The organism is Streptomyces acidicola, from assembly GCF_009377235.1.
Lineage (GTDB): Bacteria > Actinomycetota > Actinomycetes > Streptomycetales > Streptomycetaceae > Streptomyces > Streptomyces acidicola.
On the sequence record NZ_VMNX01000006.1, the window covers coordinates 83,965 to 105,482 of the forward strand.

Annotated in this window: 23 protein-coding genes; 6 read left to right on the forward strand and 17 right to left on the reverse strand. The window is 71.2% G+C overall.

Annotation, left to right across the window (positions count from 1 at the left end):
- Positions 1–2 precede the first annotated feature (2 nt).
- Together FPZ41_RS04195 and FPZ41_RS04200 are read left to right on the forward strand one after the other, a co-directional pair.
- A complete protein-coding gene (locus FPZ41_RS04195) occupies positions 3–722 on the forward strand; it encodes an ABC transporter permease subunit (RefSeq protein ID WP_152859196.1) in 720 nt (239 codons plus the stop codon).
- A 57-nt stretch (positions 723–779) separates the two neighbouring features.
- Positions 780–1,226 carry a hypothetical protein gene (locus FPZ41_RS04200; protein ID WP_152859198.1) on the forward strand — a complete coding sequence of 149 codons (447 nt, stop codon included), beginning with the start codon at positions 780–782 and terminating at the stop codon, positions 1,224–1,226.
- 53 nt (positions 1,227–1,279) lie between these two features.
- On the opposite strand, the gene mug is transcribed toward FPZ41_RS04200, so the two are convergent.
- The 8 genes from mug to FPZ41_RS04240 all read right to left on the reverse strand — a co-directional run bounded on the left by mug (position 1,280) and on the right by FPZ41_RS04240 (position 8,443).
- A complete protein-coding gene (mug, locus tag FPZ41_RS04205) occupies positions 1,280–1,825 on the reverse strand; it encodes a G/U mismatch-specific DNA glycosylase (protein WP_152859288.1) in 546 nt (181 codons plus the stop codon).
- Positions 1,822–3,264 (reverse strand): adenylosuccinate lyase, encoded by a 1,443-nt coding sequence (purB, locus tag FPZ41_RS04210; RefSeq protein ID WP_322619807.1) that lies wholly within the window; start codon positions 3,262–3,264, stop codon positions 1,822–1,824. The genes mug and purB overlap by 4 nt, the downstream gene beginning before the upstream one ends.
- Before the next feature lie 220 nt (positions 3,265–3,484).
- Positions 3,485–4,339 carry an SGNH/GDSL hydrolase family protein gene (locus FPZ41_RS04215; protein WP_152859200.1) on the reverse strand — a complete coding sequence of 285 codons (855 nt, stop codon included), beginning with the start codon at positions 4,337–4,339 and terminating at the stop codon, positions 3,485–3,487.
- 94 nt (positions 4,340–4,433) lie between these two features.
- On the reverse strand, positions 4,434–5,450 hold the full coding sequence (locus FPZ41_RS04220; protein WP_152859202.1) for a hemolysin family protein: 1,017 nt from the start codon (positions 5,448–5,450) through the stop codon (positions 4,434–4,436).
- On the reverse strand, positions 5,447–6,859 hold the full coding sequence (locus tag FPZ41_RS04225) for a hemolysin family protein (RefSeq protein ID WP_152859204.1): 1,413 nt from the start codon (positions 6,857–6,859) through the stop codon (positions 5,447–5,449). The genes FPZ41_RS04220 and FPZ41_RS04225 overlap by 4 nt, the downstream gene beginning before the upstream one ends.
- Positions 6,860–7,086: 227 nt before the next feature.
- Positions 7,087–7,431, reverse strand: coding sequence for a GNAT family N-acetyltransferase (locus FPZ41_RS04230; protein WP_407698747.1), 345 nt, complete (start codon positions 7,429–7,431; stop codon positions 7,087–7,089).
- Positions 7,371–7,790 carry a GNAT family N-acetyltransferase gene (locus tag FPZ41_RS04235; protein WP_152859206.1) on the reverse strand — a complete coding sequence of 140 codons (420 nt, stop codon included), beginning with the start codon at positions 7,788–7,790 and terminating at the stop codon, positions 7,371–7,373. The genes FPZ41_RS04230 and FPZ41_RS04235 overlap by 61 nt, the downstream gene beginning before the upstream one ends.
- A 332-nt stretch (positions 7,791–8,122) precedes the next feature.
- On the reverse strand, positions 8,123–8,443 hold the full coding sequence (locus FPZ41_RS04240) for a hypothetical protein (RefSeq protein ID WP_152859290.1): 321 nt from the start codon (positions 8,441–8,443) through the stop codon (positions 8,123–8,125).
- A 326-nt stretch (positions 8,444–8,769) separates the two neighbouring features.
- Here FPZ41_RS04240 and FPZ41_RS50550 point away from each other — a divergent pair, with 326 nt between their 5' ends.
- Positions 8,770–9,318, forward strand: a complete 549-nt coding sequence (locus FPZ41_RS50550; protein ID WP_152859208.1) for an AMIN-like domain-containing (lipo)protein — start codon at positions 8,770–8,772, stop codon at positions 9,316–9,318.
- Positions 9,319–9,698: 380 nt separating this feature from the next.
- Here FPZ41_RS50550 and FPZ41_RS04250 read toward each other — a convergent pair whose 3' ends face one another.
- Genes FPZ41_RS04250 through FPZ41_RS04260 form a run of 3 tightly spaced genes read right to left on the reverse strand, consistent with a single transcriptional unit; the run spans position 9,699 to position 14,062 of the window.
- Positions 9,699–10,580: an LLM class F420-dependent oxidoreductase gene (locus FPZ41_RS04250; protein ID WP_152859210.1), complete on the reverse strand. Its 882-nt coding sequence runs from the start codon at positions 10,578–10,580 to the stop codon at positions 9,699–9,701.
- 46 nt (positions 10,581–10,626) lie between these two features.
- The gene (locus FPZ41_RS04255) at positions 10,627–13,194 is read right to left on the reverse strand and encodes an ABC transporter permease (RefSeq protein WP_322619809.1); all 2,568 of its coding nucleotides are present in this window, start codon (positions 13,192–13,194) and stop codon (positions 10,627–10,629) included.
- Between the two features lie 4 nt (positions 13,195–13,198).
- Positions 13,199–14,062: an ABC transporter ATP-binding protein gene (locus tag FPZ41_RS04260; protein WP_152859212.1), complete on the reverse strand. Its 864-nt coding sequence runs from the start codon at positions 14,060–14,062 to the stop codon at positions 13,199–13,201.
- A 228-nt stretch (positions 14,063–14,290) separates the two neighbouring features.
- Here FPZ41_RS04260 and FPZ41_RS04265 point away from each other — a divergent pair, with 228 nt between their 5' ends.
- Complete coding sequence (locus FPZ41_RS04265) at positions 14,291–14,563, forward strand: toxin-antitoxin system HicB family antitoxin (protein WP_152859214.1); 273 nt, start codon at positions 14,291–14,293, stop codon at positions 14,561–14,563.
- A gap of 4 nt (positions 14,564–14,567) precedes the next feature.
- The gene (locus FPZ41_RS04270; RefSeq protein ID WP_152859216.1) at positions 14,568–14,945 is read left to right on the forward strand and encodes a fic family toxin-antitoxin system, toxin component; all 378 of its coding nucleotides are present in this window, start codon (positions 14,568–14,570) and stop codon (positions 14,943–14,945) included.
- An 87-nt stretch (positions 14,946–15,032) separates the two neighbouring features.
- Here the strand turns inward: FPZ41_RS04270 and FPZ41_RS04275 are convergent, their stop codons facing one another.
- From FPZ41_RS04275 to bioB, 4 genes are all read right to left on the reverse strand, one after another.
- A complete protein-coding gene (locus tag FPZ41_RS04275; protein WP_152859218.1) occupies positions 15,033–15,701 on the reverse strand; it encodes a class I SAM-dependent methyltransferase in 669 nt (222 codons plus the stop codon).
- Between the two features lie 96 nt (positions 15,702–15,797).
- Positions 15,798–16,553 carry a dethiobiotin synthase gene (gene bioD, locus FPZ41_RS04280; protein WP_152859220.1) on the reverse strand — a complete coding sequence of 252 codons (756 nt, stop codon included), beginning with the start codon at positions 16,551–16,553 and terminating at the stop codon, positions 15,798–15,800.
- 1 nt (position 16,554) lies between these two features.
- Entirely contained in the window at positions 16,555–17,844 is a 1,290-nt protein-coding gene (locus tag FPZ41_RS04285; RefSeq protein ID WP_152859222.1) for an adenosylmethionine--8-amino-7-oxononanoate transaminase, read from the reverse strand.
- Complete coding sequence (gene bioB / locus FPZ41_RS04290) at positions 17,837–19,000, reverse strand: biotin synthase BioB (protein WP_152859224.1); 1,164 nt, start codon at positions 18,998–19,000, stop codon at positions 17,837–17,839. Before bioB ends, FPZ41_RS04285 begins: the two co-directional genes overlap by 8 nt.
- 174 nt (positions 19,001–19,174) lie before the next feature.
- Between bioB and FPZ41_RS04295 the strand changes: the two genes are divergently transcribed.
- Positions 19,175–20,302 (forward strand): 8-amino-7-oxononanoate synthase, encoded by a 1,128-nt coding sequence (locus FPZ41_RS04295; protein WP_152859226.1) that lies wholly within the window; start codon positions 19,175–19,177, stop codon positions 20,300–20,302.
- Between the two features lie 79 nt (positions 20,303–20,381).
- Here the strand turns inward: FPZ41_RS04295 and FPZ41_RS04300 are convergent, their stop codons facing one another.
- Together FPZ41_RS04300 and FPZ41_RS04305 are read right to left on the reverse strand one after the other, a co-directional pair.
- Entirely contained in the window at positions 20,382–20,612 is a 231-nt protein-coding gene (locus FPZ41_RS04300) for a DUF397 domain-containing protein (protein WP_152859229.1), read from the reverse strand.
- A 9-nt stretch (positions 20,613–20,621) separates the two neighbouring features.
- Positions 20,622–21,482 carry a helix-turn-helix domain-containing protein gene (locus FPZ41_RS04305; RefSeq protein ID WP_152859231.1) on the reverse strand — a complete coding sequence of 287 codons (861 nt, stop codon included), beginning with the start codon at positions 21,480–21,482 and terminating at the stop codon, positions 20,622–20,624.
- Positions 21,483–21,518: the final 36 nt, after the last annotated feature.

Below are 21,518 nucleotides of genomic sequence, written 5' to 3' on the forward strand. Positions count from 1 at the left end.
TCATGGCGTTCGCACCCGTACTCCACGCCGAGTGGATCAAGATCCGTACCCTGCGGTCGATGCTCTGGGCCCTCGGCGCGATCGTCTTCGCCACCGCGGCCTTCTCGGCGCTCGCCGCACTCGACGGAGGCGGGGACTTCGACCCGCTGTTCGCGGCGTTCTTCGGGGTCAGTTTCGGGCAGGTCGCGGCGGTCGCCTTCGGCGCGACGGCCGTCTCGTCCGAGTTCCAGGCCGGCGCCCTTCGCGTCTCGTTGTCCGCCGTCCCCCAGCGGGGGCGGTGGTTCGCGGCCAAGGCGGTGGCCGTCGGCGTACCGGCTCTGGCCGTCGGTCTGGTCACGGGCGTCGTGAGCCTGGCCGTGGGCACGGCGGTCCTCGGCGAGAAGGCGAACGGGCTCACCTGGACCGAGGGACTGCGCGGCACCGTCGGCTGCGGCGTCTACCTGGCGCTGATGGCCCTGCTCGCGGCCGGACTCACGGCCCTGCTGCGCAGCGGTGTCGCCACACTCGGCATCCTGATCCCCTTTCTGCTCCTCGTGTCCTTCGTGGTCGGAGACAAGTCCGGCACCGTCGCCGACTTCCTGCCCGACAAGGCGGGACAGGTGGTTCTCCACGAGACGCCCGAGGGCACGCTCGGGCCCTGGAGCGGGCTGGCGGTGACCGCGTGCTGGACGGTGGCGGCGCTGCTGGCGGGAGCCTGGAGCATACGGCGCCGGGACGCGTGACCTGCGGGGCAGGCGCCCCGCCTCCAACTGTCAGTCCCGGCAGGTTTACTGGACCCCATGGACATCGAGCGGTACCTGGCCGCGATCGACGAGCTGTGCTCCCGCCCCTTCCCGGCGGAGCACGGCAGGTCGGACGCAGGCATGGCGGGACCGGGGTATTTCATCGCGGAGTTAGCGACGAGCCACGGGGCACGGACGGCCGACGCGGTGGAGCGAACAGGGACAGCGGAGGACTTCCACGACGTCAAGGAGGCCATCTCGGAGCAGCTGAACAGCCGTTGGGGGCGGCAGCAGCCGCCCTGGGGCATGCTCACCGTCAGAGTGCGCATCGATCGTGGCGAGGTGATACCCGAGCCCTGGAACACGTCGAGCCACGTCGTGGACGAGCTGAACGTGTGGCAGGCGGACGGATCCGGCCGCTGGGTCGCCGTCGGTGTCGCCGACCGGGAGCAGGACGACGAGATACGGCTCCTGGCCATAGTGACGGAGACGGCCCAACCGTAGCCCCGGACAGCCCAGCCATAGTCCCGGGGACAGCCCGGCCATGACGACAAGTCCTAGGCGAGCGCCGCCTCCCGCAACCGCCCGAACTCCTCCGCCATCGTCGCGGCCGTCCAGTGCGCGTTCAGCCCACTGGGATTGGGGAGCACCCACACACGCGTGTCGCCGATCCGCCGCTCCTGCGCACCTACCGCGGCCTTGCGATCGTGGAACGCCGCCCGGTACGCCGTCACCCCCACCACGGCCAGCCAGCGCGGCCGCAGCCGCTCGACCTTGGCGGTGAGCAGACGGCCGCCCTCCGCGTACTCCTCGGCGGTCAGCTCGTCGGCACGGGCGGTCGCCCGCGCCACGACGTTCGTGATCCCGAGCCCGTACGTGGGCAACTGGCCCTGCTCGGACGGCTTCATGAGTCGTGGTGTGAAGCCGGACAGGTGCAGAACCGGCCAGAAGCGGTTGCCGGGACGGGCGAAGTGATGGCCCGTCGCGGCCGTCATCAATCCCGGATTGATGCCGCAGAAGAGCACACGGAGACCGTCCGCGACGACGTCCGGTACGAGACGGTCGCGGGCGGCCTCCAGCTCCGCAGCGGTGAACCGCGTCAGAGGATCGCCCCCGGCGCGTAGCCCGCGGCCTCGGGGCGCTGCTTCACGATCTCCTCGATCCGGCCGACGACGGCGGCGACCTGGTCGGCGGCGGCGCCCGTGAAGGACAGCTTGTCGGCCATCAGCGCGTCGAGCTGGGCCCGGTCCAGCGGGATGCGCTCGTCCGCCGCCAGCTTGTCGAGCAGTTCGTTGCGCTCGGCGCCCCGCTCGCGCATCGCGAGGGCCGAGGCGACGGCGTTCTCCTTGATGGCCTCGTGCGCGAGCTCGCGGCCCACGCCCGCGCGCACCGCGCCCATCAGCACCTTGGTCGTGGCGAGGAACGGCAGGTAGCGGTCCAGCTCCCGCGCCACGACCGCCGGGAACGCACCGAACTCGTCGAGCACCGTCAGGAACGTCTCCAGCAGCCCGTCCAGCGCGAAGAACGCGTCCGGCAGCGCGACCCGGCGCACCACCGAGCACGACACGTCGCCCTCGTTCCACTGGTCGCCGGCCAGCTCACCGGTCATCGAGGCGTAGCCGCGCAGGATCACCATGAGGCCGTTGACGCGCTCGCAGGAGCGGGTGTTCATCTTGTGCGGCATGGCGGACGAGCCGACCTGGCCGGGCTTGAAGCCCTCGGTCACCAGCTCGTGCCCGGCCATCAGCCGGATCGTCTTGGCCAGCGACGACGGCGCGGCCGCCAGCTGCACCAGCGCGGTCACGACCTCGTAGTCCAGGGAGCGGGGGTAGACCTGACCGACCGAGGTGAAGGCCTGCGAGAAGCCCAGGTGCCCGGCGATCCGGTGCTCCAGGTCCGCCAGCTTCGACGCATCCCCGCCCAGCAGGTCCAGCATGTCCTGCGCCGTACCGACCGGGCCCTTGATGCCGCGCAGCGGGTAGCGGCCGAGCAGCTCCTCGACCCGGCCGTACGCCACGAGCAGCTCGTCGGCTGCGGTCGCGAAGCGCTTGCCGAGGGTGGTGGCCTGCGCCGCCACGTTGTGCGAGCGGCCGGCCATGACCAGCTCGCCGTACTCGCCCGCCAGCTTCCCGAGCCGCGCCAGCACGGCCACCGTACGGTCGCGCACCAGCTCCAGGGAGAGCCGGATCTGCAGCTGCTCCACGTTCTCGGTGAGGTCGCGGGAGGTCATGCCCTTGTGCACGTGCTCGTGCCCGGCGAGGTCGTTGAACTCCTCGATCCGCGCCTTCACGTCGTGCCGGGTGACCTTCTCGCGCTCGGCGATCGAGGCCAGGTCGACCTGGTCCAGCACCCGCTCGTAGTCGGCGAGCGCCGCGTCCGGCACCTCGATCCCCAGGTCCTTCTGGGCCCGCAGCACGGCCAGCCAGAGCTGCCGCTCCAGCCTCACCTTCTGCTCGGGCGACCAGAGCGTGGCGAGCTCGGCGGAGGCGTACCGTCCGGCGAGGACGTTCGGGATGCGGGGCTTGGCTGGCGCAGAAGTCACGTGTCGTGATTGTACTGGCGATTAGTGCAGGCCGGCGCCCCGGGGTTCTTCGGCGGAAGCTACGAGGCAGGCAGCGTGTGACCTGCATGCCCGGCGCACAGGCGACGTCGGGCACCCTCCCCGGTCAAGACGTATGTTCCTGACCGGCAAGCGTCCGGAGGGACGTGCCACGCGGGCCGACGACTTTGTCTATCGGCACCAGGGCACGAAGGCGATTGGCTCACGGCGCGGTTTCCCCGTGTCCTGATTCCTGTGCAACCTGCGGGATCGGTGAGCCGATCAGAGACGCTGCCGGACCTTCGTACGGGGACAACTCGGGCCGCTTCGCCGGTCTCCCGTCCCCGGACGAGCGGCCCGTCAGCCGGCGCCCGATCCACGGCAGCAGGTGTCGGCGCGCGAACCGGACGTCGGCCGCTCGCCGCGCGCCCCACGCGGGCGGTGCCGTGACCGGCGGCGGGGTGCGCCAGTCGGGGTCCTCCGGTTCGTGGCCGAGGGTCTGCCAGACCGCCTCGGCGACCCGTCGGTGGCCCTCGGCCGTGAGGTGCAGCCGGTCCACGTCCCACAGCTGGGGATCACTCAGCGACGGCGCCCCGTACAGGTCGACGACCAGCGCGCCGTGCCGGGCGGCCAGCTCGTCGACGCAGGCGAACAGCTCCTCCATCCGCGGCCGGAACCGCTCCAGCACCGGGCCCTGACGGCCGGGGCTGCGCATCAGGACGAGCTGCTCGCAGGACGGGGCGAGGCGTTCCACGGCTTCCTCCAGGAGCCCGCGCACCCGCCCCATGTCGCACTTGGGCCGCAGTGTGTCGTTGAGGCCGCCGACCAGCGTGACCACGTCCGCCCGCATCGCGGCCGCCGTGTCCACCTGCTCGTCGACGATCTGTCCGATGAGTTTCCCGCGCACCGCCAGATTGGCGTACCGGAAGCCTGGCGCCCGTGCGGCCATCCGCGCCGCGAGGAGGTCGGCCCAGCCCCGGTAGGAACCGTCGGGCAACCGGTCCGACATGCCCTCGGTGAAGGAGTCGCCGACCGTGACAAGGCTGGTGTACGTGGGGTTCGTGGGGTTCGTCCGCATGGCGACAGAGATAGTATCCCGTGCACATACCCGTCGGTCGGTCGGCCTTCGTAACCCGACGAGAGACCCGCGAAACGGGTCGGCGCCCGCGCACTCAGGCGGCCGGCTGCCCGAACAGCTCCCGCAGCACGTCCTCCATGGTCACCAGTCCCGCGAGCCGTCCGTCCGAGCCCAGCACGGCGGCCAGGTGCGTACGGCTGCGCCGCATCGCCGTCAGCACGTCGTCGAGCGGTGCGGTCTCCCGGACCCGGGCGATCTGCCGCATGTCCTTCACCGGGAAGGGCTCGTCACGCGGCGCCGCGTCCAGCGCGTCCTTCACATGCAGATAGCCGACGATGCGGCGCCCCTCGTCCACCACGGGGAACCGGGAGAAGCCGGTCTCGGCCGACAACCGCTCCAGCTCCTCGGGGACAACCCCCACGCGCGCATAGACGACGCGTTCCAGTGGCAGGGCAACGTTCCGGACGGCCGTGCGGCCGAGCTCCAGCGCGTCGTGCAGCCGCTCCTGGGCGCGGTCGTCGATGAGCCCCGCCTCACCGGAGTCCTGGACGAGACGGGCGAGCTCGGCATCCGAGAAGGTCGCGGTCACCTCGTCCTTCGTCTCGATCCGCAGCAGCTTCAGCAGCGCGTTCGCGAAGGCGTTGACCGTGAAGATCACCGGACGCAGCGCCCGGGCCAGCGTCACCAGCGGCGGCCCCAGCAGCAGCGCGCTGCGCACCGGCTCCGCGAGCGCGACGTTCTTCGGCACCATCTCGCCGAGCAGCATGTGCAGATACGTGGCCAGGGTCAGCGCGATCACGAACGACACCGCGTGCCCGGCGCCCGGCGAGACGCCGACCGCGTGGAACACCGGCTCCAGCAGATGCGCGATCGCGGGCTCCGCCACCACACCCAGGACCAGCGTGCACAGGGTGATGCCGAGCTGCGCGGCCGCCATCAGCGCGGACACGTGCTGCAGGCCCCACAGCACACTGCGGGCCCGCCGGTCGCCCTGCTCGGCGTACGGTTCGATCTGGCTGCGGCGCACGGAGATCAGCGCGAACTCGCCGCCGACGAAGAAGGCGTTGACGACCAGCGTCGCGAGACCGATCAGCAACTGGAGGACGGTCATCGCTGCCCCTCCTCGTCGGCAGGGTTGTCGGGATCGCCGGGATCGCCGGGATCGCCGGGATCGCCGGGACCGTCGGGATCGCCGGGACCGTCGGGGTCGCCGGACAGGAGCGGCGCGTGCATCAGTACCCGAGCGGCCCGGCGCCCCGAGGCGTCCACCACGTCGAGCCGCCACCCGGCGACCTCGACGGTGTCGCCCACGGCCGGTATGCGGCCCAGTTCGGTCGCGACGAGACCCGCGAGCGTCTCGTACGGCCCGTCCGGCACGCGCAGCCCCACGCGCACGAGCTGGTCGGTACGGGCCGAGCCGTCGGCCGAGTACAGCGCGCGGCCGTCGTCGTCGGTGCCCGCCGGCGCCAGGTCGGGCGTCTCGTGCGGGTCGTGCTCGTCACGGACCTCGCCGACGACCTCCTCGACGATGTCCTCCAGGGTGACGACGCCGGCGGTGCCGCCGTACTCGTCGATGACGACCGCCATCGTGCGCTTGCCGCCGAGCCGGTCCAGGAGCCGGTCCACGGTGAGTGTTTCCGGGATGAAGAGCGGCTCGCGCAGCAGCTCGGCCACGAAGACGTGGAGACGGTTCTCGGCGGGCACGGCCAGGCAGTCCTTGATGTGGACCGTGCCGACGACCGAGTCGAGGCTGTCGCGGTAGACCGGGAAGCGGGACAGGCCGGTCGCCCGGGTCGCGTTCGTCACGTCCTCGCAGGTCGCCTGGGCGTCCAGGGCGATGACCTGGACACGCGGGGTCATCACGTTCTCCGCGGTCAGGTCGGCGAGGTTCAGCGTGCGCACGAACAGCTCGGCGGTGTCCGCCTCCAGGGCGCCCTCCCGGGCGGAGTGCCGGGCGAGAGCGGCCAGTTCCTGGGGGCCGCGGGCGGAGGCCAGCTCCTCGGCGGGCTCGATACCGAGGCGGCGCACGAGACGGTTCGCCGTGTTGTTGAGGTGCGTGATGAAGGGGCGGAACGCGGCACTGAACCAGCGCTGCGGGTTCGCCACGTGCCTCGCCACGGCGAGCGGGGACGAGATCGCCCAGTTCTTGGGCACCAGCTCGCCCACCACCATCAGGAAGACGGTCGACAGGCCCGTTCCGATGACCAGCGCGAGCGTGCCCGACGCCGAGCTCGGCACGCCCAGGGCCTCAAGGGGCCCCGCGATCAGCCGGGCGATCGACGGCTCGGCGAGCATGCCGACCACCAGGTTGGTGACGGTGATGCCGAGCTGGGCCCCGGAGAGCTGGAACGTCAGGTTCCGTACGGCTTTGAGGGCGCCCGGCGCACCGCGCACGCCTCGCTCGACGGCCCGCTCCAGCTCACTGCGCTCGACCGTGGTCAGCGAGAACTCGGCGGCGACGAAGGCGCCGCAGATGAGGCACAGCAGCACCGCCACCAGGAGGAGCAGCACTTCGGTCATCGGTTCACCCCCGTCCCAGAATCCGGCAGGGGTGAACCGCTCGCGCGACGCCGAGGGGCGCGCGGACCGGAGGGCCGGCTACTGGGAGGCTCGCCCATGGGGGGACGCTCACAACCTTTCTGTACGGGTTGGGACGGTGCCCCCATGGTAAGGACCGGAAATGCCACTTGCGCCGATCAGTCCGGGGCCTTCCGCGTCAGTCCGGGCTACTCCGGGTCAAGTCCGCATCAGGCCGTGTCACGCCGTCCCGTCGTCGAGCGGCTTACCCACCGCCGCCACTTCTCCTCGGGCGCGTACCCCGCCGCACGCCACGCATGGTGCGCGGTCCCGTTCCGCTGGAGCACCATCGCGTCCCCGCGCCGCCCACCGAGCCGTACGAACCGCTCCTCCGCGGCGGCCAGCAGCGCCGAGCCGATGCCGAGACGGCGGCGGTCCGGGTGCACCGCGAGCCGGTACAGACGGCAGCGCCAGCCGTCGAATCTTGGCTGCTCACCAACATCCGCTGCCCTATCTACAGGGGCTTGACCCAGCGTCGCCAGTGGTCCTCGCGATGGTAGCCACCCGCGGCCCACGTGTGGTGGGCCTGTTCGTTGACTTCCAGGACCATGGCGTCGACGCGTCGCCCGCCCAGGGCGGCGAATCGTTGTTCTGCGGCTTCCAGCAGGGCGGTGGCGATGCCTTGCCGACGGTGGTCGGGGTGTACGGCGAGCCGGTAGGCGGAGCATCGCCATCCGTCGAATCCGGCTATGACGGTTCCGGTGAGGAGGCCGTCGCGCTCTGCGAGGAGCAGGGCTTCGGGGTCTCGTGTGATGAGTCGGGCCACTCCGTCGTGGTCGTCGCTGATGCTCGTTCCTTCCGCGGCGTCGCGCCAGAACTGCAGCACGGTGTCGATGTCCGAGAGGGTGGCGTGGCGGATGTGGAGATCACTCATGGGGTGAGCCAAGCAGAGCGCCGGTCTGTCTGGCGAACGGTTTCCGTGCCGAGAGAAATACGACGGGAGGCCGTGGAGCATCTGGCGTCGCTGGGGGCGCGGAGGATCGCGTGTACTTCCACGAGTACGCCTCGTGCACACTGAGCCGGCCCCTTTGCCTCCAGCAAGGCTGTGTCTGCGGTGATCCAAGCTGAGTCCTCGCGGATGGACATCCGGGCAGGAGTCCGCACAACCTCTGATGATCAAGTGATGGCCACACGCTCACAACCGGGGCCACGGGCTACTTGTACTCCCGTGCCGATTCAGGCACGGGAAGACGGTTCTGCCGTGTTCTACGCGCTGGGGTGGCCGTCGAGAAAGCGAAGCAGCACAGCGGCCTCCGCGCGGAGCCGCGCGACTCGGTCAGCGTGGGCGGGTGCAGTCAACTGCGACGCGGCTTCCAGTCGTTCGGCGGCCTCGGCTCGCACGATGTCCGCCACAGTGCACTCGCTCAGCTCACGCCGCGCTGCCTCGGTGGCGCCGACGCCGACCGGTGACTGTTCGAGGGCAAGGCCGCGCGTCGCGGCTTCGGCCACGGGGACCGCCTCCGCGTTGTCCAGCGCGGCCAGCGTCGCGCGCAGGGCGCTCACCGCGGCTTTGTCACGGGAGCGCATCGCTTCCGGAAGGGCTTGACGCATACGAACACGTAGGGACATGCCGGGACCCTATGGCCGCGCTCCTGGCCCCACAACGGGATATCCCCGCAGCGCCAGGATTCCCGCCCGTTGGAAAGCGCAGCTTCGGCAACTCATGGGCGCACTCATGATCAGCGACTGCACCCACGTCAGATCACGAACCCGGACTGGAGTACCGGGCGACGGGCCGTGAGGCAGAAATGTCTGAAACCTGACCATCACCCCCCTCCAACCCTTTCGCTGCCCTCTTTGTCTCACATGGCGCAGATGCGTAATACGCAAAAAGCGAGAGGAGTTGTTCATCGATGAGACGCTGTGCAACGTTGCTGGCGTTGCTGGCACTGGTGTTGACAGGAGCGGGCGCCGTGCCGGCTGCTGCTGCCGCGCCGCAGACCAGCGCTTGCGAGACGGGCTGGGGGAGTATGGCGAAGTCGGCACCGGGGTCGACAGCGATGACCGGTTCCCTGACGGACGTCAGGACCGGCCGTCACGCGTGCTACGACCGGATGGTCTTTGATATTCCAGGCATGACGACGGACGACCCGGCCCTGTACTGGGTGCAGTACGTCCCCGGCTTCGCCCACCCGCCGTCCCAGACCGGCATCCCTGTCGATGGCGGGGCCGTCATCGAAGTCGAGTTCACCGCGCCGGTCGATGACTCGCAGTACCCCGTCCGACTCGCGGATCCACTGCCGGGACTGGACTTCAGCGGCTACCAGACCTTCCGGGACGCAAAGTTCGGCGGCTACTACTACGGAGGGACTCACATCGGACTCGGTGTCCGGGCCAAGCTGCCGTTCCGGGTGCTGGTACTGCCCGACCGGCTGGTGGTGGACGTGGCACACAGCTGGTAACCGGGCCCTGCCCTGCGCAGTGTCGCCGCGTATGAGGCCGGCGGCGTAGGCGGTCGGGCTCAGTCTGCTCGGCTCGCTGCGCCGCGGAGGTGAGCAGCGGCGCGGACACCTCGAAAGGCCTCCGGGCGGGTCGGCACCGTCCACGGCAGCCACCCGCCCGGTGGTGGTGACAGCGGCACCGACGACGCGGTGCACGGGCCGCGTCCCGCTCCACCCCTGCGCTGCCCAACCCAGTCAGTTCTGCACGGACCTTGCCTTCATCGCCGAGGCGGGCCGCGCCGTCCTTCGCCGGAAGGGGCCCCGCGTTGTCCGGGGGCTGTATTCGTCGAAGCCCGGATCTGATCCGCACACCGCCCGCGGCAGAGCGGGACAGCGGGACCTCACTCGTCGCGCAGCGCGTCGATGACCGGCGCGAACACCTCCATGTTCGGCTCCAGCACCGTCAGATACGAGATCCCGTACCGCTCGCGCTGGGCACGCACCTGGTCGGCGATCTCCCTCAGCGTCCCCACCAGCACGATCGGCAGCTGAAGGACCTGCTCCTCGGTGAGGTCCGGGATACGGGGCAACCACTCCTGGACGGCCGCGCTCCGGTCGTCCGTGACGACGACCACCTGGAGGAGCAGATTGAGCTCGGCGGGTTCCTTCCGCCCGGCGGCCAGTTCCTGGTACAGGGCGACGCGCTCGTCGAGTTCCTCGGCCGTGATCGGCTGGAGCATGCCGCCGGGCAGCGACCGGGCGCCCGTGAACGCCGCGATGTCCGCGTGCTCGGCGGTGAGCCGCAGCATCCGGTCGCCGTTGGCGCCGACCAGAAGCGGCACACCTGGGCGCTGCACGGTCCGGGGCCGGAACTCGTCCGAGCCGAGGAGCCGGTCGAGCTCCTCGATCGTGTGCCGCAGATGGTCGACGCGTTCGCCCGGCGAACCCCACGGAAGGCCGGCGGTCGCGTGCTCCGCCTCCACGTACCCGGTGCCGAGCCCGAGTTCGAGACGGCCGTCCGTCAGCGCGTCCGTGGTGGCCACCTCGCGGGCCAGCAGCGTCGGGTTCCAGAAGCCCGCGTTGAGCACGAACGTGCCGAGGCGTGGCCGCTCGGTCGCCTCGGCCGCCGCGACCAGGGCGGGGAACGGGGCCGGCATACCGAGGTGGTCGGGGACCAGGATCACGTCGTACCCGAGCTCCTCGGCCCGGCGGCACTTCGCGCGCCACTCCTCGGCGGTCGTGGACTGCAGCAGACTGACCCCGAAGCGGAACGGCCGTGGCATGAACTCTCCTCACACTCAAGGGACTTGAGCACGCCTGGCGAGTACATCACTCGTGCGCGATGGCCGCCAGTACGTTCATCCGGGATGCGCGCAGCGCGGGCAGCAGCGCCGCCACGATGCCCACGACGGCCGACCCTACGACGACCGCGACGACCGTGCCCCAGGGGATCGCCAGCGCCTTCATGCCCTGCAGCGCCAGCACCTGCTGTGTGCACACGCCCCAGACCAGCCCCAGCGCCAGCCCGAGGACCGCGCCGAACACGGCGATCACCACCGACTCCAGCCGGATCATCCGCCGCAGCTGCCGACGGGCGAGCCCGATCGCGCGCAGCAGCCCGATCTCGCGGGTGCGCTCGACCACCGACAGAGCGAGGGTGTTGACCACGCCGAGCACCGCGATGACGATCGCGAGGCCGAGCAGCGCGTACACCAGGTAGAGCAGTACCGCGATCTGGTCGCGGACCAGCTTCTTGTAGTCGGCCTGGTCGCGGACCTGCACCTGCGGATACGGGTCGAGGGTCTTCTCCAGCCGCGAGCGGAGCTGGTCGGCGGTGGTTTCGGGGGCGGCGTTCACGTAGAGCGCCGAGTCCTGCCCGTCCGGCACGTACTTCTCGATGGTCCCGAAGCCGAAGTACAGCCCGCCCTGGGTCCCGAAGCCGTCGCCGGTGTTCTGGTCGGTGAGCGCGGCCACCGTCAGGTCCGCCTTCCGGCCGGCCGGGAACTCCACCGGGATGGTGCTGCCGATCCTCACGCCGTGGTCCTTCGCGAACTTCCCGTCCATGGCGAGGGAGCCGTCCGCGAGCGCGGCGGCGGTGTCGCCCTCGGTGTACGTGATGTGGGCGACGTCGTCGAGCCGCGGGTCGTAGGCAGCGGCCGTGCTCTCGATCCGCTCGCCGTCCGGCAGCCGTACCGCGACCGGTGAGAACCGCTGCCGCACGACCAGTCCGGCGCCGTCCGTGGCGCGGATCTTCTCGGTGACCTCCGGCGGGAACGGCGTGAAGTTCTGGTTCTGGACGATGAAGTCGGCGCCCAGCGTCTTGTCGATCTGGTCGTCGAACGACTTGGTCATGGAGGCACTGGCCACGGACATCCCGCCGACCAGCGCGAGCCCCACCATCAGCGCGGCCGCGGTGGCGCCCGTACGGCGCGGGTTGCGCAGGGCGTTGCGCTGGCTCATCCGCCCGATGGAGCCGAACAGCGCGGGGAAGGCCCCGCCCAGCACCCGGATCACCGGCCGCACCAGGAGCGGGCCCGCGGTCACGGTCGCGACGAGCGTCAGGACCACCCCGAGGCCCAGCAGTGAGGCCGCCGACGCGGTCCGTGTGGAGACGGCGCAGCCCACGAGCGCGGCGGCGCCGGCCACGCCGACGACCGAACCGACCACCGCACGCACCTTGAGGGGCCGTCCCACACCGGCGATCTCGGCGTCCGCGAGCGCCGCCATCGGCGAGACGCCCGCCGCGCGCCGTGCCGGGAGGTACGCCGCGACGAAGGTGACGCCGACGCCCACGGCGTACGCCGAGACGGGAGTGGCCCAGCCGATCACGATCTCCGTGGACTTGAGGTTCATCCCGAGGGCACCCATGAGCCCGATCAGCCCGAAGGCGAGCCCGATGCCCGCGGCGAGGCCCAGCGTCGAGCCGACCAGGCCGAGCAGCGTCGCCTCGGTGAGCACGGACCGGCGCACCTGCCGACGGTCGGCGCCCAGCGCCCGCAACAGGCCCAGTTCGCGGGTGCGCTGGGCGATCAGCATCGAGAAGGTGTTGACGATCAGGAAGATGCCGACGAGCGTGGCGATCCCGGCGAAACCGAGCATGACGTACTTGATGACGTCGAGGAAGCCGCCGAGGGAGGCCGCGGACGACTCGGCCTGTTCGTCGGCGGTCTGGTACGCGTACGTGGTGCGCCCGAGCTCGGCGGCGATGCGCTGCTTGACCACCGTGTCGCCGACTCCGGGTGCGGCGGTCACCGAGATCCCGGTGGCGGCGTCGGGCGAACCGAGCAGCTCGGTCTGTGCCGTCCGGGTGTCGAGGAACACCAGTGCGGCACCCGGGTTGGTGGTGGTGAAGGTGGCGATCCCGACGACCTCCACCTTGAAGGAGCCCGGCTGGGCGAGCACCGTCAGGGTGTCGCCGATCTTCACGTCCTGCTTCTTCGCGGTGTCCGCGTCGAGGAGCGCCTGGCCCGGCCCCTCGGGCGCGTGTCCCGAGGTCAGCTTCACCGGGCTGCGGTCGGTGACGTACCAGTTGGTGGCGATGGTGGGGGCGCCCGTCGTCGGGCCGACCGGCTCGTTGTCGCGGTCGACGACGGTGATGTTCTCCACGGAGGCGTCGACATGGGTGTCCGCGACGCCGTCGATCCGGGCGATCCGCTGCGCGAGCGACGCGGGCACCGTCGGCGTCGCACCCGACGGGATCTGTGACTCCAGGTCCTCCTTGGGTGTCACGGTCACGTCGGCCGACGTGGAGGCGAACAGCCGGTCGAAGGTGCGGCTGACCGTGTCCGAGAAGATCAGGCTGCCCGCGACGAAGGCCACGGACAGCAGGACGGCCAGCGCGGACAGCAGCAGCCGGCCCTTGTGCGCGAGAAAGCTCCGGAGCGTCGCCTTGAGCACGGCCTCAGTCCTTGTCGGGGGAGCCTTCGGGGGACTTTTCCGGGATGGTGCCGGGGTGCGCGTCACCGTCGGGTCGTACCTGTACCGGGGTGCCGGTTCCCCCGGTGAACAGGCGCATACGCTCCAGCACCGCCTCCGCCGTGGGACGCTGCATCTCGTCCACGATGCGCCCGTCCGCAAGGAAGAGCACCAGGTCGGAGTGGCCGGCGGCGCCGGGGTCGTGGGTGACCATCACGACGGTCTGGCCGAGGTTGTCGACCGCCTGCCGCAGGAAGCCGAGCACTTCGAGGCCGGCCCGTGAGTCGAGGTTGCCGGTCGGCTCGTCCGCGAAGATCAGCTCGGGGCGCGAGGCGAGCGCCCTGGCGCAGGCCACGCGCTGCTGCTGGCCGCCGGACAGTTGTGAGGGCCGGTGCCGCAGCCGGGCGCGCAGTCCGAGGGTGTCGATGACCTCGTCCAGCCACTTCTGGTCGGGCTTCTGGCCCGCGATGTCCATGGGGAGCGTGATGTTCTCGGCCGCGTTCAGCGTCGGGATCAGGTTGAACGACTGGAACATGAACCCGATCCGGTCCCGCCGGAGCCGCGTCAGCTCCCGCTCCTTCAGCCCGGTTATCTCGGTGTCGCCGAGCCACACCTGACCGGCCGAGACGGTGTCGAGCCCCGCCAGGCAGTGCATCAACGTGGACTTGCCCGAGCCGGACGGGCCCATCACGGCGGTGAAACGGCCGCGCGCGATGTCCACGTCCACCGCGTCGAGGGCGAGCACGGTCGTCTCGCCCGAGCCGTACGCCTTCGTCAGCCCCCGCGCGCGGGCGGCGATCCCGTCGGCCTCCGCATGGCCGCGGGCGTGCTCCGGAGCAGCTGTGGGCAAGGCGGCCTCCTTGGTCGGACCAGGACGACTCCGGTGTTTCCGGGACGGCCCCCGGTGTTCCCGGCAAGCGTAGTGTGATCGAGTACACACTCGGTATCCTCCCGAAGGCCCAGACGCCCTCCCCCGTAGGTCGGTTCCCCGATGCGTATGTAAGGGGCACCCAATATGGTCTCCGGGGCGACGCCAGGCCCTCTTGCCCTGCTAGCGCTCTGGCGCTAGCTTCGAGATATGGCCAAGACCCAGCTGAACGTACGGGTGGACGAGGACACGGCCCGCGCCGCCCGGGAGCGAGCCCTGGAGCGTGGGATGAGTGTCAACCGCTACATCGAGGAGCTGGTGAGACAGGACACGGGCGAGGTGGGACACACCTTCGTGGAGGCCGCCGCCGACTTCATGAAGCAGTACGAGAGCGTCTTCGCCGAGGAATTCGACGGGGGTGCCCCCGCTCGCGCCAAGCCGAGAGCGGGGGAGGAGCGCGAAGGCCGCCGAGGACAGCTCTGAACCCTTGAGTAATCTCAGCATCGACCTCGCCTGGCTCCTGATGGTCGCCGAGCAGAAGACACCTGGAGACCCCGAGGTCACCGACTGGGGCGCCCTCGTCGCGGCCGTCGCCCGGCACCAGGCCGAGATCTTCGACGTCCCTGTCTACGACACTCCGCACGCCCGCGCCGCCGCGCTGCTCCAGCTCCTCCTGCACGTGCCGGCCCTGGAGCGCTCCAACGCGCTGTTCGCCTCCGCCGTCGCGTACGCCTACCTCGTCGCCAGCGGCGTCAAGGTCATCACGTCGCCCGTGCAGGTACGGGACCTGGCCAGACTGGTGAAGAGCGGCGAGGCGACGCTGCGGGACATCGCGGACGAGCTCCGGAGGTGGAGCGCCCCGTAGCGGTGCGGGGCCCTGCCGGCATACGGGAGATACGGCCATGCCGCGCGGCCACGGCAGCCGCGGACGGCCCGCCGTCCCGGGAACGGCTCAGCCGCTCGCTTCCTCGGGTTCGGGCCTCCGCGCCGTACCGAGCACGCAGTACGAGCTCGGCAGACGCAACCCCTTCTCGGGCACCAGCACGTTCCGGTACGAGCCCATGTCGAACCCGGCGGCCCGTATCGAACCGATCGGGTCCCGTGCCGTGTGACACCCCCCGAACAGCAGCGGCCACACCGTGCGGTCCAGCACTCGCTGAGCCGTCGTCATAGTGCGCCCACCGCCCCGGCCGTGCTCGAAGAACCGCAGCTCCCCGCCGGGCCGCAGCACACGCCGAGCCTCCGCGAGGGCTCGTTGGACGTCCCGCACACTGCACAGCACCAGTGACACCACGGCCGCGTCGAAGGCCTCGCTCTTGACCGGCAGCGCCTCCGCCGTGCCGGGTACGACGTCGATCGGGACCTCGGCGCGCCGGGCGGCGTTCAGGGCCGACTGGCGCAGCATGGGCTCCGGCTCGATCGCCACGACCTCGGAGACGGTGGAGGGGTAGCGCGCGAAGTTCAGCCCGTTGCCCGCGCCGATCTCGATGACCCGCCCCGAGAGATCGGCGAGCAGCTCGCCGCGGTGGGGGCCCACCTCTTTTTCGGCCGCCTCGCTGAGACGGACGTAGAACCGGGCGAAGAGGGGGTGGTGGACGGCGTTCTTGGTGGCGCGGGCCATGGCGGTCCTCCCGAGAAGCGCGGCTGGTTACCGCGATTGTCCCTCGCCTCGCTCCGGCTCACCCCTCGCACGACGGGAACACACGGCGGGCCGAGGTCACCCCGCCGGGTCAGCGGCGTGCTCACCCGGCCCGCGCCTGGCGGCTTCCCGAGCCGTGAAGGTCTCCGCCTCCCATGTCCCGCCCAGCTGGGGCGCGAGCCAACGCGCCGCGCCCGCCCGGAAGCCGGCCGGGTCGGACGCTCCCGTCCCCGCCGGCACCGCACCCAGCAGCGGCGCCCCCGCCACCACCGGCAGGTCCGCGAGGTTGCACCGGGACGCCAGGTCAGGCTCGGCGGGCCAGCTGCCGATCACCAGGCCCGCCAGGTCGAGCCCACGACCCCGGAGTTCACGCGCCGTCAACTCGGTCGTGTTCAGCGTGCCGAGCCCCGCCGAGGCGACGACCAGCACGGGCGCGTCCAGCAGCCGGGCCGCGTCCGCCAGCGTGCCGCCCGCCTCGTCGAACCGTACGAGCAGGCCGCCCGCGCCCTCGACCAGCACGAGGTCGTGGTCCACGGCGAGCTTGGCAGCGGCATCGGCCACCTCCTCGGGCCGGACCGGAGGAAGACCGGCCCGCCGGGCGGCCGTCGCCGGAGCCAACGGCTCGGGATAGCGGGCCAGCTCCAGCGTCGTCACGGCGCCCGCGAGCCGGGCCACCTCGTCGGCGTCGCCGCGCTCGTCCGGCCGCACCCCGGTCTGTGCGGGCTTGAGCACGGCAACGGAACGCCCGGCCCGGACGGCCACCGCGGCGACGGCGGCCGTGGTGACCGTCTTCCCGACCTCCGTGCCCGTCCCCGTGATCACCAGTACCGGCATGTCAGCCCTCCCGCGCCGCCGCGCACACCGCGCGCGCGATCCGTGTCACGTCCGCGTCGCCGGTCACGTACGGCGGCATCGTGTAGACGAGGTCGCGAAACGGCCGCAGCCACACGCCCTCGCGTACGGCGGCCCGCGTCGCCGCCCGCACATCCACCTCGCGATCGAGCTGCACCACGCCGATCGCTCCGAGGACACGGACGTCCCGGACGCCCTCGATCTCCGACGCCGGGGCGAGCCCCTCCCGCAGGCCCGCCTCGATCCGCTGCACCTCGGTCTGCCAGTCCTGTCCCAGGAGCAGGTCGATCGAGGCACACGCCACGGCCGCCGCCAGCGGGTTGCCCATGAACGTGGGCCCGTGCGCGAGCACCGGCACCTCGCCCCGCGAGATCCCCTCGGCCACCCGCGCGGTGCACAGCGTCGCCGCCATCGTCAGATAGCCGCCGGTCAGCGCCTTGCCCACGCACATCACATCCGGCGTCACTCCCGCGTGCCCGGCCGCGAACAGCGCGCCCGTGCGCCCGAACCCGGTCGCGATCTCGTCGAACACCAGCAGCACGTCATGCGCGTCGCACGCCTCACGCAGCACCCGCAGATACGCGGGGGAGTGGAACCGCATGCCGCCCGCGCCCTGCACCACCGGCTCCACGATGACCGCGGCCACCTCGTCCGCGTGCCGCGCGATGAGCTCGCGCAACTGGTCGGCGTACGACTCCTCGTACGTGGCCGGGGGCGGGTCCGCGAACACCTGCCGGGGCAGCACGCCCTGCCACAGCTCGTGCATGCCGCCCTCGGGGTCGCACACGGACATCGGCTGCCAGGTGTCGCCGTGGTAGCCGCCGCGCCAGGTCAGCAGCCGCTGCTTGGCCGGTCGCCCCAGCGAACGCCAGTACTGCAGGCACATCTTGACCGCGACCTCGACCGACACCGAGCCCGAGTCGGCCAGGAAGACATGCTCCAGGCCCTCGGGCGAGATGTCGACGAGGCGCTTGGCCAGCCGGACGGCGGGCTCGTGGGTGAGCCCGCCGAACATCACATGGCTCATCCGCGCCAGCTGCTCGTGCGCCGCGTCGTTGAGCACCGGGTGGTTGTAGCCGTGGATGGCCGACCACCAGGACGACATTCCGTCCACGACTTCGTCCTGGGCTCCGTCGGCCGTCCGCAGCTTCAGGCGTACGCCGCTCGCCGACTCCACGACGAGCGGTTCCTGGAGGCCGGGCATCGGGCCGTACGGGTGCCAGACGTGCTGCCGGTCGAGGGCCAGCAACTCCGGTACGGGCAGGTCAGGCATTGGGCGCGAGATCCGTTCCGGCACCCCGGCGGCGTACGGCCACCAGGTCCGTACGGGCTTCCTGGACTGGGGCCGCAGCCGCGGAACCGCACACTCCCTGGGGCCCGCAGCCGCCGTCGCTCTCGTGCGAGCCGCACCCGCCCCCGCCCGTCGCCCGGTGCCCGGGCAGCGTCACCTGGTCGGCGCCCTCCACCTCGAACCCGGCGTCCGCGATCATCTCCAGGTCGGCCTTGCCGGCCTGGCCCTCGGTGGTCAGGTAGTCGCCGAGGAAGATCGAATTGGCCAGGTGCAGGGCGAGGGGCTGCATGGTGCGCAGATGGACCTCGCGGCCGCCCGCGATCCGCACCTCGACGTCCGGGCAGACGAACCGCACCATCGCCAGGATCCTGAGGCACCGCTGCGGGGTGAGGTTCCACTCCTTGGCCAGCGGCGTGCCCTCGACCGGGATCAGGAAGTTGACCGGCACCGAGTCCGGGTCCAGCTCACGCAGCGAGAAGACCACGTCCACCAGGTCCTCGTCGCTCTCACCCATGCCCGCGATCAGCCCGGAGCAGGCGGACAGACCGGCCGCGTGCGCCTTGTGCACGGTGTCGACGCGGTCGGCGTACGTGTGCGTAGTGGTGATGCCTCCGTAGGTCGCCTCGGAGGTGTTGAGGTTGTGGTTGTAGGCGTCCGCGCCCGCCTGACGCAGCCGTTCGGCCTGGCCGTCGGAGAGCAGGCCGAGACAGGCGCACACCTCGACGCCCTCGTTCTGGTCCTTGATCGCCTTGATGGTGTCGGAGACCCGGTCCACGTCCCGGTCCGTCGGGCCCCGGCCGCTGGCCACCAGACACACCCGCTTGGCACCACCTGCCAAACCGGCGGCCGCCGCCTTCGACGCTTCATCAGGCTTGAGCCAGCTGTACTTGAGAATGCCGGCGGTGGAGCCGAGCCGCTGGGAGCAGTAGGAGCAGTCCTCCGGGCACAGCCCGGACTTGAGGTTGACCAGGTAGTTGAGCTTGACCCGGCGGCCGAACCAGTGCCGGCGCACCTTGCCGGCCGCGGCCACCACATCGAGCAGGTCGTCGTCGGAGGTGGCCAGTACGGCCAGCGCTTCCTCGCGGGTCGGCAGCTCGCGCCGAAGCCCCTTGTCCACCAGCGTCGTCAGCAGGTCCATGAGAGCTGATCCTGGCCTACGCGGGCACTCCGGGCCAAGGAGGGTTCGCACAACAGAGACGGTTCGACGTGTGGGTATGACCACATCCTGCGTGGCCGGCCGCGCCGCTAGGGTCTGTGCACTGCCTACAAAGACGTCAGACGTCAGGAGACGTCACGCACGCTCGGAGGAACCATGGCGTTCGGCTGGATCGACGAGCAGGCGGACGCGCGCCGCCGCGCGGGACTGCTGCGGACCCTGCGCCCGCGCCCCGCCGACTCGCCTCTCCTGGACCTCGCGAGCAACGACTACCTGGGCCTGGCCCGGCACCCCGAGGTCACCGAGGGCGCCGCCGACGCCGCGCGGCGGTGGGGCGGCGGCGCCACCGGGTCCCGGCTCGTCACAGGCACGACCGAGTTGCACGGTGAGCTGGAGCGCGAGCTGGCCGACTTCTGCGGCTTCGAGGCGGCCCTGGTCTTCTCCTCCGGATACGCGGCCAACCTCGCCGCGGTCACCGCGCTGGCCCCGCACGGCTCGCTGGTCGTCTCCGACGCGGGCAACCACGCCTCACTCATCGACGGGTGCCGGCTGGCCCGGGGCGCCACCCAGGTGGTCGCGCACGCCGACCCGGAGGCCGTCCGCAAGGCGCTCGGCACCGGCAGCGGGCCGGCGGTGGTCGTGTCCGACACGGTGTTCTCGGTGGACGGCGACGCGGCCCCGCTGGGCGAACTGGCCGATGTCTGCCGGGAGTTCGGGGCCGGGCTGCTCGTGGACGACGCGCACGGGCTGGGCGTCCTGGGTGACGGGGGCCGGGGCGCCCCGTACGCGGTGGGGCTCGCGGGAGCGCCGGACATCGTCGCGACCGTCACGCTGTCCAAGTCGCTGGGCAGTCAGGGCGGCGCCGTCCTCGGCCCGGCGCGGGTGATCGACCACTTGGTCAACGCGGCCCGCACCTTCATCTTCGACACCGGTCTGGCCCCCGCCGCGACCGGCGCCGCTCTCGCGGCGCTGCGGCTGCTGCGCCGGGAGCCGGAGCGTGCCGCGCGGGCGCGCGAGGTGGCGACACGGCTTCACACACGGCTGACGGCGTCGGGCCTGGAAGCGGTGCGGCCCGACGCCGCCGTGATCTCCGTGCGCGCGCCGTCTCCCGAACAGGCGGTGCGGTGGGCGGCGGACTGCCGCGCGGCCGGTCTCGCCGTCGGCTGCTTCCGCCCACCGTCCGTGCCCGACGGCATCTCAAGGCTGCGGCTGACCGCCCGTGCGGACCTCACCGACGGGCAACTCGACCGAGCTGTAAGGGTGATCGGCGAGACCCGACCGTGAGTCGGCGTGACACGGCCGTGGGTCGCGATCGATGGAAATGATCACGAAGGAGCGATCGTGGCTGTGGTGGTCGGGGCGGTCACCGAAGTGCTGTGATGAACCCCTCCCATGCCTTGGGGGCGAACAGCAGGGCGGGCCCTGCCGTGTTCTTCGAGTCGCGCACCGCGACCAGTCCGACCCAGGGGCCGGGGCCTGGACGGGCCGTTTCGACGCAGTTGTTCATTCCGGTGCTGCGGCTGCTGCGCAGCCACCGCACATCGTGCAGTTCGGTACTTGAGGGGATGTTCCGAGGCAGTGGGGGGGTGAACATGGTGCCTCCTTACGCGCCGGCGGCTATCCCGGCGATGTAATCCAACGATTCCTCGGGCGAAAGGGCGTGGATCTGAAGGGCGTTGAAGGCCTCGACATACGCCTGGAGGTCTTCTTTCCGCTCCAGGTAGAGGCTACTCGTCAAGTTGTCGAGAACAACCACATCCAGATCAGATGCGCTCGAAAATGAAAAGATTACGAACGGCCCTGTGACGCCAACATGCGCCCCAGCAGTGAACGGAAGTACCTGGAGTCGCACTTGGGGAAGCGCGGCCGCCTCCCACAGCTGTCGCAGCTGCCGCGCCATCACCGCCGGGCCGCCGACCTCCCGGCGCAGCACGGCCTCGTCCAGGAGCGCGTTCAACTTCAGCGGAGTATCGGCGCGCAGCACGTCCTGCCGGGCGATGCGCACCTCCACCAGTGCGTCCAGTTTGTCCTCCGGCACTCCCTCCACCGCGGCGCGGGTCACCGCGCGGGCGTACTCGGGCGTCTGCAGCAGCCCCGGCACCACCGAGGTCTCCAGGGTGCGTATGCCGCTGGCCTGGGATTCCAGGCTGATGAAGTCGCGGTATGCCGCCGGCAGCACCCCGCGGTAGGCGTGCCACCAGTTCTGCCGCCCGCCGCCGTCCTCGCCGCCCGCGAGGATCAGCAGCAGTTCCCGAAACTCGGGATCCTGGACTTCGTACGCGTCGAGCAGACGGCGCACGTCGGCCGGTTTCACTCCGCTGGAGCCGGTCTCGATACGGCTCACCTTCGACTGGTGCCAGCCGACGAGGCGGGCCGCCTCGATGCTGGTGAGGCCGACGCGGGTGCGCAGGTCGCGCAGTTCAGTGCCGAGCTTGCGTCGGCGCACCGCAGGACCGTATTGCATGGGTCGTCTCCTTCCGCCCGGCAGCGGTGTCGGGGC

Bases quoted from the DNA above. Each gene is read 5' to 3' on its own strand.
- FPZ41_RS04300 (WP_152859229.1), bottom strand. From the start codon at position 20,612: ATGTTCACCCCCCCACTGCCTCGGAACATCCCCTCAAGTACCGAACTG.
- FPZ41_RS04265 (WP_152859214.1), top strand. From the start codon at position 14,291: ATGGCCAAGACCCAGCTGAACGTACGGGTGGACGAGGACACGGCCCGC.
- FPZ41_RS04215 (WP_152859200.1), bottom strand. From the start codon at position 4,339: ATGCGGACGAACCCCACGAACCCCACGTACACCAGCCTTGTCACGGTC.
- bioD (WP_152859220.1), bottom strand. From the start codon at position 16,553: ATGCCGGTACTGGTGATCACGGGGACGGGCACGGAGGTCGGGAAGACG.
- FPZ41_RS04275 (WP_152859218.1), bottom strand. From the start codon at position 15,701: ATGGCCCGCGCCACCAAGAACGCCGTCCACCACCCCCTCTTCGCCCGG.
- FPZ41_RS04195 (WP_152859196.1), top strand. From the start codon at position 3: ATGGCGTTCGCACCCGTACTCCACGCCGAGTGGATCAAGATCCGTACC.
- FPZ41_RS04305 (WP_152859231.1), bottom strand. From the start codon at position 21,482: ATGCAATACGGTCCTGCGGTGCGCCGACGCAAGCTCGGCACTGAACTG.
- FPZ41_RS50550 (WP_152859208.1), top strand. From the start codon at position 8,770: ATGAGACGCTGTGCAACGTTGCTGGCGTTGCTGGCACTGGTGTTGACA.
- bioB (WP_152859224.1), bottom strand. From the start codon at position 19,000: ATGGACCTGCTGACGACGCTGGTGGACAAGGGGCTTCGGCGCGAGCTG.
- FPZ41_RS04285 (WP_152859222.1), bottom strand. From the start codon at position 17,844: ATGCCTGACCTGCCCGTACCGGAGTTGCTGGCCCTCGACCGGCAGCAC.
- FPZ41_RS04200 (WP_152859198.1), top strand. From the start codon at position 780: ATGGACATCGAGCGGTACCTGGCCGCGATCGACGAGCTGTGCTCCCGC.
- FPZ41_RS04225 (WP_152859204.1), bottom strand. From the start codon at position 6,859: ATGACCGAAGTGCTGCTCCTCCTGGTGGCGGTGCTGCTGTGCCTCATC.
- FPZ41_RS04250 (WP_152859210.1), bottom strand. From the start codon at position 10,580: ATGCCACGGCCGTTCCGCTTCGGGGTCAGTCTGCTGCAGTCCACGACC.
- FPZ41_RS04235 (WP_152859206.1), bottom strand. From the start codon at position 7,790: ATGAGTGATCTCCACATCCGCCACGCCACCCTCTCGGACATCGACACC.
- FPZ41_RS04240 (WP_152859290.1), bottom strand. From the start codon at position 8,443: ATGCGCTCCCGTGACAAAGCCGCGGTGAGCGCCCTGCGCGCGACGCTG.
- FPZ41_RS04295 (WP_152859226.1), top strand. From the start codon at position 19,175: ATGGCGTTCGGCTGGATCGACGAGCAGGCGGACGCGCGCCGCCGCGCG.
- FPZ41_RS04220 (WP_152859202.1), bottom strand. From the start codon at position 5,450: ATGACCGTCCTCCAGTTGCTGATCGGTCTCGCGACGCTGGTCGTCAAC.